This window comes from Caballeronia sp. NK8 (assembly GCF_018408855.1).
GTDB lineage: Bacteria > Pseudomonadota > Gammaproteobacteria > Burkholderiales > Burkholderiaceae > Caballeronia.
In genome coordinates this window covers 417,963-433,864 of sequence record NZ_AP024322.1, presented here as the reverse complement: position 1 = coordinate 433,864, position 15,902 = coordinate 417,963, and the positions used below count along the sequence as shown (strand labels likewise).

Here is a 15,902-nt window from a genome sequence, read left to right as displayed (position 1 = left end):
TTTGCGCGGACGCTTCGGCCGCAGCAGCTTGAGCATTCGGCGCCCGATACGCCTGTTCATTCATGATGTCCCCTTTCTCTTCGCCCGACGCGGGCATGCGCGTTTCCCTTCGCATGCCTGGAAGCAGCGAATAGACGCGTTGTCTTGTTGGATGGAGACCGGTCGCACGAACCGGTCTCCGATGGTCGTTTTAGAAGCCGGCGGCGAGACCGTCGCGCCGGCTGTCGCTTGCCGCGACATAACCACGTTCGGGATCGTTGCGATCGAGCTTCCAGATGTACTGGCCCGAGCCGAAGTCCATGTAAGGATCGTCGACGGACTTGATCGTGTGACCGAAGCCTTCGAGCGCACGCGCGGTTTCGGGATCGAGCGTGGCCTCGATATCGATGGTGAAGTCGCGGTTGACCTTCCAGCGCGGCGCATCGCACGCGGCCTGCGGCTGCTGGCCGTAGTCGAGCATACGTACGACGGATTGCAGATGGCCCTGCGGCTGCATGTCGCCGCCCATCACGCCGAAGCTCATTACCGCTTCGCGCTTGCCATCGACTTCCTGCGTGAGAAACGCGGGGATGATCGTATGGAACGGACGCTTGCCGCCTTCCACGACGTTCGCGGACTTCGGATCCATCGAGAAACCGCAGCCGCGGTTCTGCAGCGCGATACCCGTATCCGGCACGACCACGCCCGAGCCGAAGCCCATGTAATTCGACTGAATGAAGCTCACCATCATGCCGCGCTCATCGGCCACCGACATATAAATGGTGCCGCCCGCCTTCGGCATGCCGAAGTCGAATTGCGTGGCCTTCTTCGGGTCGATGAGCTTCGCGCGCTCGGTCAGATACGCGTCGTCCAGCATCTGCTCGGGCGTCACGTCCATCGAGCGCGGATCGGCGACGTAGCGGTAGACGTCGGCGAACGCGAGCTTCATCGCCTCGATCTGCAAATGCTGCGACTCGATGCGATCGACGGCGAGCGTGCCGACATCGAACTTGTCGAGAATGCCGAGCGCGATCAGCGCGGCGATGCCCTGCCCGTTCGGCGGAATCTCGTGCACCGTATGGCCGCGATAGTCCTTGCTGATCGGCTCGACCCAGTCCGCGCGATAGTTGCGCAAGTCGTCCATCGTCAATGCGGCGCCGCCTTCGCGCGCGAACGACGCAATGCGCTCGGCGATTTCGCCCTCGTAGTACGCGCGCGGACCGTGCTGCGCGAGCAGCCGCAAGGTCTTTGCGTGACCGGGAAAGCGCACGAGTTCGCTCACCTCGGGCGCGCGGCCGCGCGGCATGAAGACGTCCGCGAAGCCTGGCTGATCCTTGAGCTCGGGCACCGCCGCCGCCCACTTGTACGCGACGATGCTCGCCACCGCGTGACCACGCTCGGCAATCTCGATCGCGGGTTCCATCAAGTCGGCGAACGGCAGCGTGCCGAACTTCGCGTGCAACGCTTCCCATCCGGCAATCACGCCCGGCACGGTCACGGCGTCCCAGCCGCGCTTGGGCTGGCGCGCCAGGCCGTTCTCCTCGCCGTACTTGCGCCGGAAATAGTCGACGTTCCATGCCGCGGGCGACACGCCCGACGCATTCAGACCGTGCAGCTTCTTGCCGTCCCAGACCAAGGCGAAGGCATCGCCACCCAGGCCGCACGATACCGGCTCGACAACGGTGATGGCGGCCGCCGCGGCGATGGCTGCATCGACGGCATTGCCGCCCTTCCAGAGCATGCGCAGGCCGGCCTGCGCGGCAAGCGGATGGGACGTCGATACGATATTGCGGGCGAACACCGGCAGGCGCGGCGTGGGATACGGGTTTTGCCAGTTGAAGCGAGTCATTGAATGAAGTCCGGGATACCAGGGCGGAACGGCGCGGGCGGTGTCGATAACCGTCCGGGCAAAAGAGAATATTGCATTGCGCGCTTAATTTAAAACAAATTCATTTATCGTATGAATTAATGAGCTGGGCGCATGAATGCAGCGAGCATTCGATCAGGCCGCGAGCATCGCATCGCCCGATGTTTGTGTGCGCCGCCGCACGAACTTCAAGTGGATTCTTCAAATTTGCGTGAGTCGGGGACCGCCTCCGGGCACGCAAAAAGTCAAAGTAAAAATTTTCGTTTTGGGATTTGGCACTTGTCAGACGCTTGCCTACAATCCCAATTCCCGGCAATCGCGGTACACAATCTTTGCGTTTGCCCGGCGGTTTCCCAGTTTCCCCGTACAACGTTTCGAAGCAAAAAGATCCGGCTTACAAAGCCGGCTGCTTATGCCGTTCGGTCGTCATGGAGAACACAATGCTGAGTCCGCACGAATTTGCCACGCTGCTACTGGTTCAGGAAGCACCTAATCAAGTCGATATGGAACGCGAGGAACTCGACGCCTTGCTCGAACGCCAGCTCGTTCAACTCGAAAATCTCGCTTCGGGACGTCAGCAATGGCGCCTCACCGCCACCGGCGATTCCACAGTCAAGGCTTTCAAGCGTTACTCATAGCACGCGCGGCAGGACTCATGACGCGGTCGGGGACCGCGTCCGTTTCATCCCTCTGGTTTCAAATCACAGATTGCTTCATCCGGCGCGCAGCGTCGGGTCGACTGCTGCACGCCAACTGAGCGCCTGCGCGCGCTGATCCAGGAAGAAGTTTGCCCATGCGCTCTGCGCTTCGGGGCCGGGATTCGCCCGATAGGCGCGATACCGCTCGGCGATCGCCGTTTGGAACGCGCAGAAGCGTTCTCTCGACAGCCCGCCCCGGCGCTGGGCGACGTACGCGTCGAAGAAGGCCGAATAGACGGATTGCGCATCGGCGCCGTAATCGGCCGGCGACGCTCCGCACATCTCCTGCAGCGCACCGAACGAAGACGCGCCCGTCGAATCGCCAAGGCTCGGCGTTCCCACGCAGCCCGCCAGCATCGCCGTTCCCAGCACGCCTGACATCAACAGCATTCGCATCGCACTCACCGTTCGCTCGATTGTGTTCCGTCAGTATCGGACGAACGGAACCGTGACGCCACCTGACCGGATGGCATAGGCATTTTGCACGCGTAGCGGAGCATGTCACGCGACCTATGCCGTTCGGCCAGGTTGTCCGGGCGGTCCCGCTCCGATAGATTTCGCACACGGACCGCTCAAACCGGAGGAGACCATGAAGGATCAGTACGTTCTCGCGCTCGATCAGGGCACCACCAGTTCGCGCGCCATGCTGTTCGACAGAAACGGCAACATCGTGTCCGTGGCGCAGAAGGAATTCCAGCAGATCTATCCCGAAGCGGGCTGGGTCGAGCACGATCCGCAGGAAATCTGGTCGACGCAGGCGGGCGTCGCCGCTGAGGCCGTCACGCGCGCGGGCGCGAACGCTTCTTCGATCGCGGCGATCGGCATCACGAATCAGCGGGAAACCACCGTCGTGTGGGACCGCGAAACCGGCAAGCCGATCTATAACGCGATCGTCTGGCAGGACCGCCGCACGGCAGCGCTGTGCGACGAGCTCAGGTCGCGCGGTCTCGAATCGATGGTGCGCGCAAAGACCGGCCTGCCGATCGATGCCTATTTCTCCGCAACGAAAATCCGCTGGATTCTCGATAACGTCGAGGGCGCGCGCGACAAGGCGAAGCAAGGGCGGCTCGCCTTCGGCACCGTCGATAGCTGGCTCGTGTGGAATTTCACGCGGCGTGGCATGCACATCACCGATATCACGAACGCATCGCGCACCATGCTCTTCGACATCCACGCGCGGCGCTGGGACGACGAACTGCTCGACGCGCTCGACATTCCGCGCAGCATGCTGCCCGAAGTGCGGACATCGTCCGAGGTCTACGGCCCAACGCAGGGTACGGTGTTCGCATCGGACGTCCCGCTCGCATCGCTTGCCGGCGATCAGCACGCCGCGCTCTTCGGGCAGATGTGCACGGAGTCGGGCATGGTGAAAAACACCTACGGCACCGGCTGCTTTCTCGTCATGAACACGGGCGAGAAGCCGATCGAGTCGCGCAACAACCTCGTCACCACGATCGCATGGCAAATCGGCGACCGGGTCGACTATGCCCTCGAAGGCAGCATTTTCATCGCGGGCGCGGTCGTGCAATGGCTGCGCGACGGGCTCGGCCTCATCCGCCACGCGAGCGAAGTCGAGGCGCTCGCGCGCAACGTGCCGCATAGCGATGGCGTCTATCTCGTGCCCGCGTTCGCCGGTCTTGGCGCCCCGCACTGGAATGCGCGCGCACGCGGCACGCTCTTCGGCGTGACGCGCGGCACGACGGCCAGCCATATCGCGCGGGCGGCGCTCGATTCGATCGCGTATCAGTCGCTCGACGTGCTGAAGGCAATGGAAGCGGACTCGGGCATGCGTATCGGCGAATTGCGCGTCGATGGCGGCGCGTGCGCGAACGATCTGCTGATGCAGTTTCAGGCCGATCTGCTCGGTGTCGGCGTCGCGCGGCCGCGCATCGCGGAAACCACGGCGCTCGGCGCGGCTTATCTGGCGGGGCTCGCGGTGGGTTACTGGAAGGACGTCGACGAACTCAAGGCGCAGTGGCAACTGGAACGGCGTTTTTCGCCATCGATGCCTGAAGAGGAGATCGCTGCGTCTCTCGCCGGATGGCGGCGCGCGGTCAATGCCACAAAAGTCTGGGCGGACAGCTGACGTGCTCGCTGCGCATGTCGTTTTCCGGAACGATGATCCATGCGGCAGTGCAAAAATTTCGCACGTGCGGTATCCTGAAAAAGCTGTCGAGCCTGTTCGGCTTGCCGGCATTCAGTACGTCTTCAGGGCGGGGTGCAATTCCCCACCGGCGGTAAGTGGCGAGGCCTCGCGGCCGAACCTCGAGCCCGCGAGCGCCCGCGCCGCATCACGCGCGGGGTCAGCAGATCTGGTGAGATGCCAGAGCCGACGGTCATAGTCCGGATGAGAGAAGATGTGCAGATAGTCAAGTCCGTTCCCCCGGCGATTCACGCATCGCGCCGAACCGGACGACGCCGCGCCTTGCCGGCGCGTCGCCGTGGGGTGTCGTTCTGTCTGTTTGCAATGCCCTGAAACGTTTTTCGCCCAATTGTTCCGCGAGAGCGTTTCACATGTCCCAGACTCAAACCCACAACAGCCTGTCGTTCGCCGCACCCGCCGTCATCGCTGACGACGCCTCTGCCGATCTCCCCCAGCTCGCTTCCTTCGACGTTCCGCCGCGCATCGCCGCAGCGCTCGACGCCATGCGCGCGGGCCGCCCCGTCGTTCTGCAGGACGATGACGATCGCGAAAACGAAGCGGATCTGATCGTTGCCGCCGAGAAGCTCACCGACGCGACGATGGCGCTTCTGATCCGCGAATGCAGCGGCATCGTCTGCCTGTGCCTGCCCGACGCAAAAGTGCGCGCGCTCGAACTTTCGCCGATGGCCGCCGCGAACGGCAGCCGCTACGGCACCGCGTTCACCGTGTCGATCGAGGCGCGCGAAGGCGTGACCACGGGGGTGTCGGCGGCCGATCGCGTGACGACGATCCGCGCGGCCATCGCCGATCAGGCAAAGCCGGGCGATATCGTGCGGCCGGGCCACGTGTTCCCGCTGCGCGCGATGCCGGGCGGCGTGCTCGCGCGGCGCGGCCATACGGAAGGCACGGTCGATCTGGCGATCCTCGCCGGTCTCAAGCCTGCGGGCGTGCTGTGCGAACTGATGAATGCCGACGGCACCATGACGCGCGGCGCGCAGGTCGAGCGCTTCGCGAAAGAACACGGTCTGCCGATGCTGACCATCGCGGAGCTGGTCGAATTCCGCGCGGCGCTTGCCGCGGCGCGCGAGACTGCCGAGGAAGCAGCCTGAGCCAAAGGCGCTTCAGGACAGCAGGTCGCCGAACTCCCCGCGCCTGGCCGCCGCGACGAGCGCGGGCAGTTCGTCCATGTGCTCCATGATTCGCGTGATGCCGGTTTCGCGCAGCACTTGCGCGTAACCGGACGGAATATGGCTCGCTCCGACGAACGCGATGGTCTTCATGCCCGCCGCGCGCGCCGCCGTCAGTCCGGCGACGCTGTCTTCCACGACGAGGCAGCGCGCCGGATCGATTTCCAGCGTGCGCGCCGCCAGGAGATAGACATCCGGATAAGGCTTCGGCCGCTCCACTTGCTGCGCGCTGAACACGCGCGCGCCGACGATCTCATTCAGCCCCGCCCGCCGCACCGACGCGCGCACGCGCTCCATCCGGCTGTTCGACACCACCGCGACCGGCAGGCCGCAGCCCTCGAGCGCGGCGCGCACGCCGGCGATCGGTCCGACCGAGCGCGCGAGTTCCACCGAGACGCGCGCCTCGATCGTATCGACGAAATCCGGCGGCATCACGATGCCGAACTTCGTTTCCAGATGGCCGAGAAAGCGCGAGGTCTGCTGCCCGAAAGCCGTCTTGACGGCCGGTTTGAAGTCGATGCCGGGAAACGTCTCGGTAAGAACGTCCAGCATCACGCGATCCGCGATGACTTCGCTGTCGACGAGTACGCCGTCGCAATCGCAGATGAGATGATCGATCATGTTGGCTCGAATTACGTTGAGCCAACATGATAAGCGTTCAGCAAGCATCGGCCGCGTTTACTTCCGATGTAACGCGCGGTGCATCCAGCCGTGCGGCGAACCACGTCACGGCGAGCGCTGCGAGCGCGACCACGGCGGCGGCCCACGGCAGCGTGTCGAGTCCGTAACCGTGCGTCAGCACCGCGCCGCCGAGCCACGCGCCGCCCGCGTTCCCCATGTTGAATGCGCCGATATTCAGCGTCGACGCGAGATTCGGCGCGTCCTTCGCCTTCTCGACGACGCGCGTCTGCAGCGGCGGCACCGTCGCGAACGCCGCGATGCCCCACACGAAGATCGTGACGATCGCGCCGATCTGGCTGTGGCTCGTCTTCGCGAACACCGCCATGACGATGGCGAGCGCGAACAGAATGCCCATCAGCGACGGCATCAGCGCGCGGTCGGCGAGCCTGCCGCCGATCGTATTGCCGATCGTGAGGCCGACGCCGAACAGCACCAGAACCAGCGTGACGGCGCGCGGCGAGAAGCCGCCGACCTGTTCGAGAATCGGCGCGATATACGTGAACACGACGAACACACCGCCGAAACCGAGCACCGTCATCGTCAGTGCGAGCCAGACGTGCGGGTCGCGCAGCACGCGCACTTCCCGGCCCAGACCGCTCGGCGCGGCATCGTGACGGTTCGGCACGAGCGCCGTCACGCCGAGCGCGGAGAGCACGCCGAGACCGGCGACGATCCAGAACGTCGCGCGCCAGCCCAGTTCCTGGCCGACGAACGTCCCGAACGGCACGCCCAGCACGTTAGCGAGCGTGAGCCCGGTGAACATCAGCGCGATGGCGCTCGCGCGCTTTTCCGCCGGCACGAGCGACGCAGCCACGACCGCGCCGATGCCGAAGAACGAGCCGTGCGCGAACGACGTGACGACGCGCGCGACCATCAACAGGCCGTAGCCCGGCGCGACCGCGCACAGCACATTGCCGACGATGAACACGAGCATCAGCAATTGCAGCGCGAGCTTGCGCGGCAGCTTGCTCGTCAGCACGGCGAGCAGCGGCGCGCCGACCGCGACGCCGAGCGCGTAACCGGTGACGAGCAGGCCCGCCGACGGAATCGATACGGAGAGATCGTGCGCGACGTTGGGCAACAGGCCCATGATGACGAACTCCGTCGTGCCGATTGCGAAGGCGCTGATCGCCAGCGCGAGAAGGGGAAGAGGCATGGTGACTCCAGATCAGGATTGAGCTGTCACGAATTCGACGACGACACCCGCGCTCAGCCGCACGAAGAGTTGCCGCTCGCGGGCGAGCGGCACTTCGGCGAGCTGGTACGCGTAGCCACGGCAGTCGAGACGTTCGAGCAACGCGCGCCACTGCGCCTCGTCGTCGATGCGCAGCGCCAGATGATCGATGCGCGTCGCGCCCGGCCGCTCAGCCGACGCCGATCCGGCCACGCCCGATGCGATCAGATGCACCGCCGGCCGCGCGCCGAGATAGAGCCAGTAGCCGCCGACGCCGAAGGGCGGCCGCGGCCCGACCCGCATCCCGGCGATATCGACGAAAAAGCGCATGAACGCTTCGCAGTCGGGCGCGACGATTGTGACGTGGTCGAGTTGCATGACGTGAACTCCGTGAACCGCTTGAAATTGCGATGTGTCGGCATTCTGCGAGTTCGGCGGCCATTTGAGAATTGGGCTAGTCTTTGAATCATTCTCAAATCGGAATTGAAAATGACCATGGATCGGCTCGGCGACATGCGCCTTTTTGTCGAAGCGGCGGCGGCGGGCAGCCTGTCGGCGGCCGGGCGCAAGCTCGGGCTGTCGCCGGCGGCGGCGAGCGCGCGGCTCATCAAGCTGGAAAAGGCGTTGCACACGCGGCTCTTCGAGCGCACGACGCGCCAGTTGCGCGTGACGGACGAGGGCCGCATTTACTTGCAGCACTGCCGCATCGCGCTCCAGGCGATCGACGACGCCGAAGCCGCGCTGCAGGCGGGCCAGAACGTCGTGCGCGGCAAGGTGCGGATTTCCGCGACGTCGGATTTCGGGCGCTACCTGCTGCGCGGCTGGCTGGACGAATTCGTCACGGTGCATCCGGAGTTGAAGTTCGCGCTCACGCTATCCGATTCGGTGTCGAATTTGATGCAGGAAGAAATCGATCTGGCAATTCGCTTCGGCGCGCCGCCCGATAGCGGACTCGCCGCGCGCGTGCTGGCGCCAAATCGGCGGGTGCTGTGCGCATCGCCGGAATATCTCGCGAGAAAGGGCGTGCCACGGACGCCAGCAGATCTCACGACGCACGACTTCGTCGTGCACGTTACGTCATCCGGGCCGCTCAACAAACTGGATTTCGTGCGCGGCGATGAACGTCACACGTTTACGATTCCCGTCGCCGATTCATGGGAATCCAACGACGGCGCGCTCACCCGCGCTTGGGCGCTCGCGGGCCACGGCATCGCGCATAAATCGATCTGGGATATCGCCGCCGACGTGCGCGCCGGCACCTTGCAGATGGTGCTGCCCGACTGGTGCACGCACGAAGCCGCGGTCCACGCGCTCTTTCATGCGAACCGCTACATGGCGCCGCGCGTGCGCGTGCTGCTCGACTTTCTGGTCGAGCGCTTCGAAACCACCACCGCCGAACTGCTCGGCGATCTCGCCTATCCGCCGGACCGGGCCGGGCAGCGTCAGGAATGGCCGTCGGCGCTATAATATCCGGCTAAATTAAAGCAAAAAGCGGTCAGATCACTGTAGAAGTCCGCCCAAAACAGCAACTCGCCCTTCAACCTCTTTTGACCAGCGCCCCCAGGTTAACCACTGCGACCGGCGACGACTCATGACCAAGAAAGTTTATGTAAAGACCTTTGGCTGCCAGATGAACGAGTACGACTCCGACAAGATGGTCGACGTACTCGGCGCAGCGGAAGGACTCGTCAAGACGGACACGCCCGAAGACGCGGACGTCATTCTGTTCAATACCTGCTCGGTGCGCGAAAAGGCCCAGGAGAAAGTGTTCTCCGACCTCGGCCGCGTGCGCGAACTCAAGGAAGCGAACCCGAATCTGCTGATCGGGGTCGGCGGTTGCGTCGCGAGTCAGGAAGGCGCGTCGATCGTCGCGCGCGCGCCGTATGTCGATCTCGTGTTCGGTCCGCAGACGCTGCACCGCCTGCCCGCGATGATCGACCAGCGGCGCGCCACGGGCCGCGCGCAGGTCGACATCACGTTCCCGGAAATCGAGAAGTTCGATCACCTGCCGCCCGCGCGCGTCGACGGCCCGAGCGCGTTCGTGTCGATCATGGAAGGCTGCTCGAAGTACTGCAGCTATTGCGTCGTGCCTTACACGCGCGGCGACGAAGTCTCGCGCCCGCTCGACGACGTGCTCACCGAAATCGCCGGCCTCGCCGATCAGGGCGTGCGCGAAGTCACGCTGCTCGGCCAGAACGTGAACGCTTATCGCGGCGCACTGACATCGGGTTCGGGCGAGATCGCGGATTTCGCGACGCTCATCGAATATGTCGCGGAAGTGCCGGGCATCGAGCGCATCCGCTATACGACTTCGCATCCGAAGGAATTCACGCAGCGCCTCATCGACACCTACGCGAAAGTGCCGAAGCTCGTCTCGCATCTGCATCTGCCGGTGCAGCACGGCTCGGACCGCATCCTGATGGCGATGAAGCGCGGCTACACCGTGCTCGAATACAAGTCGGTCATCCGCAAGCTGCGCGCGATTCGCCCTGATTTGTCCTTGTCGACGGACTTCATCGTCGGCTTCCCCGGCGAAACCGAGGACGATTTCAACAGGATGATGACGCTCGTCGACGAGATGCGCTACGACACGAGCTTCTCGTTCATCTACAGCCCGCGTCCCGGCACGCCGGCCGCGAACCTGCACGACGACACGCCGCGCGAGGTCAAGCTCAAACGTCTGCAACATTTGCAGGCGACGATCGAGGAAAACGTGCAGCGCATCAGCGAGTCGATGGTCGGCCGCGTCGAGCGCATTCTGGTCGAGCGCCCGGCGCGCAAGGACCCGAACGAGCTTGCCGGACGCACGCAGAACAACCGCGTCGTCAATTTCCCTGCGCCGGTGGAATCGCACGCGCGGCTGATCGGCCAGATGATCGACGTGAAGATCGTGCACGCGTATCCGCATTCGCTGCGCGGCGAACTGGTGATGGCGCCCGAGCTGACGCACTAAGACAGGAACACAAGTTCACTTTGAAGAACGCTCCCACGCAGCATCTTGAATTTACGGCGCCGCGCGAAGACAACGCCCGGCTCGCCAACCTCTGCGGCCCGCTCGACGAGAACCTGCGGCAGATCGAGCAGGCGCTCGACGTGACGCTCTCGCGGCGCGGCCACAAGATTTCGATTCGTGGCCGTGGCGCGAAGGTCGCGCTCGCGGCGCTCGAAAACTTCTACAACCGCGCGCGCGATCCGATTTCCGTCGACGACATTCAGCTCGCGCTCGTCGAAGCGCGTCATGCGACGCGCCGCGCGAGAGACGCGCGCGAAGCCAACGGCGAAGAAGGCGAAGCCGATCCGCGCTTTCGTGGCGATCCCGATCATCCGTTCGATGAACCGAGCGCGACGATCGATCTCGGCGAAGACGAAGACCACGGGCCGAAGCTCTACACGCGTCGCGCGGATCTGCGCGGACGCACGCCCGCGCAGCGCGACTATCTGAAGCAGATCATCGCGCACGATGTCACCTTCGGCATCGGACCGGCGGGCACGGGCAAGACCTATCTCGCGGTCGCGTGCGCGGTCGATGCGCTCGAACGCGATCAGGTGAAGCGCATCGTGCTGACGCGCCCGGCCGTCGAAGCGGGCGAGCGGCTCGGCTTTTTGCCCGGCGATCTCGCGCAGAAAGTCGATCCGTATCTGCGCCCGCTCTACGACGCGCTCTATGATCTGCTCGGCTTCGACAAGACCGCGAAGATGTTCGAGCGCCAGATGATCGAAATCGCGCCGCTCGCGTACATGCGCGGCCGCACGCTGAATCACGCGTTCATCATTCTCGACGAGGCGCAGAACACCACGCCCGAACAGATGAAGATGTTCCTCACGCGCATCGGCTTCGGCTCGAAGGCGGTCGTCACCGGCGACACGACGCAGGTCGACTTGCCGCGCGGCCACAAGAGCGGGCTGATCGAGGCGCAGCATGTGCTGTCGGAAGTGCGCGGCATCGCGATCACGCACTTCACGTCGGCGGACGTGGTGCGGCATCCGCTCGTCGCGCGCATCGTCGAGGCTTACGACGCGCAGTCGCAAAAAGACGCCGCGATCGCGGAAGCCGCGCGCGTCGCCCAGCAATCGCCGAAGCCGGAATGAAGCCCCGTCTCACGCTCACGATGCAGTTTCCTGCCGCGAAGGCGTATCCGTCGCACAAGGCGATCCTGCCGCGCGCGACGGTCGTGCGCTGGATCAAGGCGTCGCTCTTCGCCGACGCCGAGCTGACGGTGCGCTTCGTCGACGAGGACGAAGGCCGGATGCTCAACCGGACGTATCGGCAGAAGGACTACGCGACCAACGTGCTGACCTTTGCCTATGCGGAATCGGAGGACGATCCCGTCGCGGGCGACCTGATCCTGTGCTGCCCGGTTGTCGAACGCGAGGCGGCCGAACAGGGCAAGCCGCTCGCCGCGCACTACGCGCATCTGATCGTCCACGGCACGCTGCATGCGCAGGGCTACGACCACGAGATCGAAAGCGAAGCGCAGGAGATGGAATCGATCGAGACGGATATCATGCAGTCTCTGGGATTTTCCGATCCTTACGTGCCTTTGACGTGCCTTTGACGTGCCTTTGACGTGCCTTTGACCTGACGCCGTCCGATGTCCTCGATGTGTTGAAAGCCCCGTGAACGACAAGACGCCCGAACCCACGCAGCCCGCCTCGCCTCGATCCGACATCACGCCCGCGCCCTGCCCGGACTATCCGCCCGCGCTCGGCGAATCCGCGCTTCTGACGGACGAGGAACTGGCGGCGTCCCGGGAAGCTGCGCTCGTGCATTGGGATCGCAAGTCGGATCTGTGGCTGTTCGGTTACGGCTCGCTCATCTGGAACCCCGGTCTGCCGACGCTCGAAGCCGTGCGCGGCAAGGTGCATGGCTACCATCGCGGGCTGTATCTGTGGTCGCGCGTGAATCGCGGCACGCCGGAGCAGCCGGGCCTCGTGCTCGCGCTCGATCGCGGCGGCTCGTGCACCGGCATGGCGTTCCGGCTCGCGGGCGCCGATGCGACCGAGCATCTCCAGGTGCTGTGGCGGCGCGAAATGGCGATGGCGTCCTATCGGCCCGCGTGGCTGCCGTGCACGCTCGCCGACGGACGGCGCGTCGACGCGCTCGCGTTCGTGATGCGCCGCGAGGCCACGTCCTATACCGGCAAGCTCGCCGATCCGATCGTACGCACCGTGCTCGGCTGCGCGAGCGGGCGCTATGGCACGACGCTCGATTACGTCAGCCGGACGGTCGAGGCGCTGCGCGAAAGCGGCATGCCGGACCGGGCGCTGGAAGCGTTGTTGAGGCGATGCCAGGCGCAGGGCAATAAGTGACGGGGGTGCTTTTCGCATCCGTATGACTTCTTGCCGTGCATCGTCCGTTCGGCCAACGGTCGATGGCTGGACATACTTCTCGCATATTTATCGGCTAGCATGGCTGAAGGCATGCGCGCCGCGCCACGCAGCCCGCATTTTTCCTTGGTGTATGCTTAACTTTCCGCTAACCCGCGCCCGGGAACTCCCGGGCGCTCCGCTATGAACGAACCCTATCCCAGTCGACGCCATTCCGACAAACCGCCGGAAAAGCGCTCGCTTCTCGAACGCTTGACCGATTTCATCTCGCACGAGCCCGAATCGCGCGACGAACTTCTCGAAGTCCTCCAGGACGCGCACGCGCGCAATCTGCTCGACGCGGATTCGCTCTCGATGATCGAAGGCGTCTTCCAGGTGTCCGATCTCTGCGCGCGCGACATCATGGTGCCGCGGGCCCAGATGGACGCGGTCAACATCGCGGAAACTCCCGCGGAATTCATGCCCTTCGTGCTCGAAAAAGCACACTCGCGCTATCCCGTGTACGAAGGCAATCGCGACAACATCATCGGCGTGCTGCTCGCGAAAGACCTGCTGCGCTACTACGCCGAAGAGGAATTCGACGTGCGCGGCATGTTGCGCCCCGCCGTCTTCATCCCGGAATCGAAACGCCTGAACGTGCTGCTGCACGACTTTCGCGTGAACCGCAATCACATCGCGATCGTCGTCGATGAATACGGCGGCGTGGCGGGCCTCATCACCATCGAGGACGTGCTGGAGCAGATCGTCGGCGATATCGAGGACGAATACGACTTCGACGAGGAAGCCGGCAACATCATCGCGACGCCGGACGGCAAGTATCGCGTGCGCGCCCTGACCGGCATCGAACAGTTCAACGAGGAATTCGGCACCGATTTCTCCGACGACGAAGTCGACACCATCGGCGGTCTCGTCACGCATCGCTTCGGGCGCGTGCCGCATCGCGGCGAGAAGGTGCGTATCGACGATTTCGTGTTCGAGATCCTGCGCGGCGACGCCCGGCAGATTCACGTTCTCCTCGTGCGGCGCGTGCCGAATCTCGCGCAGCAACATCATCACGCGGGCGACGACGAAGACGAATTGCGCGACTAAACGCGCCGCGGGCGCCGGACGATTCCGCGCCCGTCCTCCTTCGTTCGCTCGCTCTCCGCTTCAGCTCAATGGCCGATTCATCGTTTCGCTTCCTCTCCCGTCAACGCGACGCTTCCGTGATCTCCGAGTCGCCGCGCGCCTTGCCCTTCTGGCATTACCTCGTCGCCGCCGTGCTCGGCGCCGTGAACACGCTCTCCTTCGCGCCGACGCCGCACGGCGGCTGGATCGAACTCGTCGTCTTCGCGTCGTTCTTCGCGTGGCTCTCGCGCACCAGCGGCTGGAAGAGCGCCGCCGCGACCGGCTGGGCGTTCGGCTTCGGCAACTTCGTCACGGGCGTGTGGTGGCTCTACGTGAGCATGCACGTCTATGGCGGCATGGCCGCGCCGCTCGCCGCTGCCGCCGTCGCGCTGTTCTCGCTGTATCTCGCGATCTATCCGGCGTTGTCGAGCGTGGTCTGGTCGTTCGTCGCGGGACGCGCGCGCTTCGGCGATGAAGACACCGCGACCGCACGCGACATCGACGCGTCGCCACGCTATGCGCCGACCTGGCACGGCGCGTTTGCGTTCGCGAGCGCGTGGGCGCTCGGCGAATGGCTGCGCGGCCTCGTGTTCACCGGCTTTCCGTGGCTCGCGAGCGGCTACGCGCAAGTCGACGGACCGCTGAAGGGCTTCGGTGCGATCGCCGGCGTGTATGGCGTCGGCTGGGTGCTCGCGCTCGTCGCCGCGCTGATCGTGCAGGCCGCCTACTTCCGCAAGACGCGGCGGCTCGCGTTCGCGCCGGGCATCACGGCCGTTGCGCTGATCGTCGCGGGCATGCTGTTATCGCGCATCGAATGGACGACGCCCGCCAACGCGCCGCTCGACGTGCGCCTCCTGCAAGGCAACGTGAAGCAGGAGATGAAGTTCGAGCAGGCCGGCGTCGATGAATCGCTCGCGCTCTACAAGCGGCTCATCACCGAGAAGCCCGCCGATCTGATCGTCACGCCCGAAACCGCACTGCCCGTTTTGTCCGTGCAGATTCCGCAGGACTTCGCCCTCGCGATCCGCAACTTCGCGGACAGCACGAACTCGTCGATTCTCTTCGGCGCGATCGGCGTGACGATTCTCCCCGATGGCCGCGCGACCGATTTCACCAACAGTCTCTTCGGCGTCACGCCGCACGTGAACGGCGTCTATCGCTACGACAAGCATCATCTGGTGCCCTTCGGCGAATTCGTGCCGCTCGGCTTTCACTGGTTCGTGCGCCTGATGGGCATTCCGCTCGGCGATCTCGCGCGCGGGCCGATCGCGCAGAAGGCGTTTCTCGTGCACAACCAGCCGGTCGCCGTCGATATCTGCTACGAGGACATCTTCGGCGAAGAGATCGCGCGCACGATCCGCGAGCAGGAAACGCCCGCAGGCATTCTCGTCAACTCGACCAATCTCGCGTGGTTCGGCAATACGATCGCGCTCGATCAGCACTTGCAGATCGCGCGCATGAGATCGATCGAAACCGGCCGGCCGATGCTGCGTGCCACCAACACCGGCATGACGGCGGTGATCGCGGCGAACGGCGATGTCGTGTCGAAGCTGCCGACCTTTACTACAGGCGTGCTCGAAGCGCGCGTGCAAGGCACGTCGGGCAGCACGCCGTACGTGACGAGCGGGAACATGACGGTGATCGCGGTATCGCTCCTGTTGCTGGCGTTCGGATTCGCGTTCGCACCGAACCGCAAACGCCCGGGCACGAACTGAACATCCACTGAAGCGAAAGCCGC

General features: G+C 64.6%; 15 protein-coding genes and 1 riboswitch. Of the genes, 10 read left to right on the top strand and 5 right to left on the bottom strand.

Annotated elements, in window-relative coordinates:
* Window positions 1-190 precede the first annotated feature (190 nt).
* Window positions 191-1,828 carry a gamma-glutamyltransferase gene (gene ggt / locus NK8_RS02055; RefSeq protein ID WP_213227077.1) on the bottom strand — a complete coding sequence of 546 codons (1,638 nt, stop codon included), beginning with the start codon at window positions 1,826-1,828 and terminating at the stop codon, window positions 191-193.
* 458 nt (window positions 1,829-2,286) lie between these two features.
* Here ggt and NK8_RS02050 point away from each other — a divergent pair, with 458 nt between their 5' ends.
* Window positions 2,287-2,484, top strand: a complete 198-nt coding sequence (locus tag NK8_RS02050; RefSeq protein WP_008351420.1) for a hypothetical protein — start codon at window positions 2,287-2,289, stop codon at window positions 2,482-2,484.
* Window positions 2,485-2,559: 75 nt separating this feature from the next.
* Here NK8_RS02050 and NK8_RS02045 read toward each other — a convergent pair whose 3' ends face one another.
* Complete coding sequence (locus NK8_RS02045) at window positions 2,560-2,940, bottom strand: hypothetical protein (protein WP_213227075.1); 381 nt, start codon at window positions 2,938-2,940, stop codon at window positions 2,560-2,562.
* A gap of 193 nt (window positions 2,941-3,133) precedes the next feature.
* Here NK8_RS02045 and glpK point away from each other — a divergent pair, with 193 nt between their 5' ends.
* Entirely contained in the window at window positions 3,134-4,630 is a 1,497-nt protein-coding gene (glpK, locus tag NK8_RS02040) for a glycerol kinase GlpK (RefSeq protein WP_213227073.1), read from the top strand.
* 114 nt (window positions 4,631-4,744) lie between these two features.
* Window positions 4,745-4,907: riboswitch (FMN riboswitch) on the top strand.
* A 178-nt stretch (window positions 4,908-5,085) separates the two neighbouring features.
* Complete coding sequence (ribB, locus tag NK8_RS02035) at window positions 5,086-5,796, top strand: 3,4-dihydroxy-2-butanone-4-phosphate synthase (RefSeq protein WP_213228444.1); 711 nt, start codon at window positions 5,086-5,088, stop codon at window positions 5,794-5,796.
* A 12-nt stretch (window positions 5,797-5,808) separates the two neighbouring features.
* Here the strand turns inward: ribB and NK8_RS02030 are convergent, their stop codons facing one another.
* Genes NK8_RS02030 through NK8_RS02020 form a run of 3 tightly spaced genes read right to left on the bottom strand, consistent with a single transcriptional unit; the run spans window position 5,809 to window position 8,107 of the window.
* The gene (locus tag NK8_RS02030; protein ID WP_213227071.1) at window positions 5,809-6,495 is read right to left on the bottom strand and encodes an HAD family phosphatase; all 687 of its coding nucleotides are present in this window, start codon (window positions 6,493-6,495) and stop codon (window positions 5,809-5,811) included.
* A gap of 37 nt (window positions 6,496-6,532) precedes the next feature.
* Window positions 6,533-7,711 (bottom strand): MFS transporter, encoded by a 1,179-nt coding sequence (locus NK8_RS02025; RefSeq protein ID WP_213227069.1) that lies wholly within the window; start codon window positions 7,709-7,711, stop codon window positions 6,533-6,535.
* 12 nt (window positions 7,712-7,723) lie between these two features.
* Complete coding sequence (locus tag NK8_RS02020) at window positions 7,724-8,107, bottom strand: VOC family protein (protein WP_213227067.1); 384 nt, start codon at window positions 8,105-8,107, stop codon at window positions 7,724-7,726.
* A gap of 117 nt (window positions 8,108-8,224) precedes the next feature.
* Here NK8_RS02020 and NK8_RS02015 point away from each other — a divergent pair, with 117 nt between their 5' ends.
* The 7 genes from NK8_RS02015 to lnt all read left to right on the top strand — a co-directional run bounded on the left by NK8_RS02015 (window position 8,225) and on the right by lnt (window position 15,879).
* Window positions 8,225-9,196, top strand: a complete 972-nt coding sequence (locus tag NK8_RS02015; protein ID WP_213228442.1) for a LysR family transcriptional regulator — start codon at window positions 8,225-8,227, stop codon at window positions 9,194-9,196.
* Between the two features lie 124 nt (window positions 9,197-9,320).
* The gene (gene miaB, locus NK8_RS02010) at window positions 9,321-10,682 is read left to right on the top strand and encodes a tRNA (N6-isopentenyl adenosine(37)-C2)-methylthiotransferase MiaB (RefSeq protein ID WP_213227065.1); all 1,362 of its coding nucleotides are present in this window, start codon (window positions 9,321-9,323) and stop codon (window positions 10,680-10,682) included.
* A 20-nt stretch (window positions 10,683-10,702) separates the two neighbouring features.
* Window positions 10,703-11,818, top strand: a complete 1,116-nt coding sequence (locus NK8_RS02005; protein ID WP_162064914.1) for a PhoH family protein — start codon at window positions 10,703-10,705, stop codon at window positions 11,816-11,818.
* A complete protein-coding gene (gene ybeY / locus NK8_RS02000; protein ID WP_213227063.1) occupies window positions 11,815-12,285 on the top strand; it encodes an rRNA maturation RNase YbeY in 471 nt (156 codons plus the stop codon). The genes NK8_RS02005 and ybeY overlap by 4 nt, the downstream gene beginning before the upstream one ends.
* A 61-nt stretch (window positions 12,286-12,346) precedes the next feature.
* Entirely contained in the window at window positions 12,347-13,039 is a 693-nt protein-coding gene (locus tag NK8_RS01995) for a gamma-glutamylcyclotransferase (RefSeq protein WP_213227061.1), read from the top strand.
* Between the two features lie 201 nt (window positions 13,040-13,240).
* Window positions 13,241-14,146: an HlyC/CorC family transporter gene (locus NK8_RS01990; RefSeq protein ID WP_162064911.1), complete on the top strand. Its 906-nt coding sequence runs from the start codon at window positions 13,241-13,243 to the stop codon at window positions 14,144-14,146.
* 68 nt (window positions 14,147-14,214) lie between these two features.
* Window positions 14,215-15,879: an apolipoprotein N-acyltransferase gene (gene lnt, locus NK8_RS01985; protein WP_213227059.1), complete on the top strand. Its 1,665-nt coding sequence runs from the start codon at window positions 14,215-14,217 to the stop codon at window positions 15,877-15,879.
* The last annotated feature ends 23 nt before the right edge of the window (window positions 15,880-15,902 follow it).

Coding starts and splice junctions, on each gene's coding strand:
- NK8_RS02030 (WP_213227071.1), bottom strand. CDS start 6,495: ATGATCGATCATCTCATCTGCGATTGCGACGGCGTACTCGTCGACAGC.
- ybeY (WP_213227063.1), top strand. CDS start 11,815: ATGAAGCCCCGTCTCACGCTCACGATGCAGTTTCCTGCCGCGAAGGCG.
- NK8_RS02045 (WP_213227075.1), bottom strand. CDS start 2,940: ATGCGAATGCTGTTGATGTCAGGCGTGCTGGGAACGGCGATGCTGGCG.
- ggt (WP_213227077.1), bottom strand. CDS start 1,828: ATGACTCGCTTCAACTGGCAAAACCCGTATCCCACGCCGCGCCTGCCG.
- NK8_RS02015 (WP_213228442.1), top strand. CDS start 8,225: ATGGATCGGCTCGGCGACATGCGCCTTTTTGTCGAAGCGGCGGCGGCG.
- miaB (WP_213227065.1), top strand. CDS start 9,321: ATGACCAAGAAAGTTTATGTAAAGACCTTTGGCTGCCAGATGAACGAG.
- NK8_RS02050 (WP_008351420.1), top strand. CDS start 2,287: ATGCTGAGTCCGCACGAATTTGCCACGCTGCTACTGGTTCAGGAAGCA.
- NK8_RS02025 (WP_213227069.1), bottom strand. CDS start 7,711: ATGCCTCTTCCCCTTCTCGCGCTGGCGATCAGCGCCTTCGCAATCGGC.
- NK8_RS01990 (WP_162064911.1), top strand. CDS start 13,241: ATGAACGAACCCTATCCCAGTCGACGCCATTCCGACAAACCGCCGGAA.
- glpK (WP_213227073.1), top strand. CDS start 3,134: ATGAAGGATCAGTACGTTCTCGCGCTCGATCAGGGCACCACCAGTTCG.
- lnt (WP_213227059.1), top strand. CDS start 14,215: ATGGCCGATTCATCGTTTCGCTTCCTCTCCCGTCAACGCGACGCTTCC.
- NK8_RS02020 (WP_213227067.1), bottom strand. CDS start 8,107: ATGCAACTCGACCACGTCACAATCGTCGCGCCCGACTGCGAAGCGTTC.